Annotated in this window: 1 pseudogene; it reads left to right on the top strand. The window is 71.4% G+C overall.

Going from position 1 to position 461, the window contains the following annotated elements:
* Nucleotides 1-461, top strand: a pseudogene (locus AC1DDG_RS21740) (HNH endonuclease signature motif containing protein); the annotation flags it as partial.

The following is a 461-nucleotide window of genomic DNA, read 5'->3' as shown; positions in this document are numbered from 1 at the left end:
ATCGCCCACCGCTGGACCGACGCCATCGACCAGGACGGCACCGAACCCAGCGAAGAAGAACTCCGCCACCGCCAAGGCGCCTTCACCCGCCGGCCCCGCCGCGGCCTCCACCACCTGGAAATCTTCGCCACCACCGACCAATACGAACATTTGCTCACCGCCATGAACACCGCCACCAACCCCCGCACCCAACCCACCACCACCGCGGACGGAACAGGCTCGGGAACAGGCACCGGCGCCGGCGAGAACGGTGACCGCGACGGCGAGGACGGAGCGGGCGCGCATGCCGGGCCGGGATTCGGCGCCGCGGCGGAAGCCGCGGCCGCGGACGCCCACCTCGAACGCCGCACCCGCCCCCAACAACTCCTCGACGGCCTCGTCGGCGCCTGCAAAACAGCCCTCGCCACCAACACCCTGCCAGCCACCGGCGGACTCCGGCCCCAGGTCATGGTCACCATCAG

This window comes from Arthrobacter sp. 10L430, from assembly GCF_056395245.1.
This window is presented reverse-complemented; position numbering and strand designations above follow the sequence as displayed.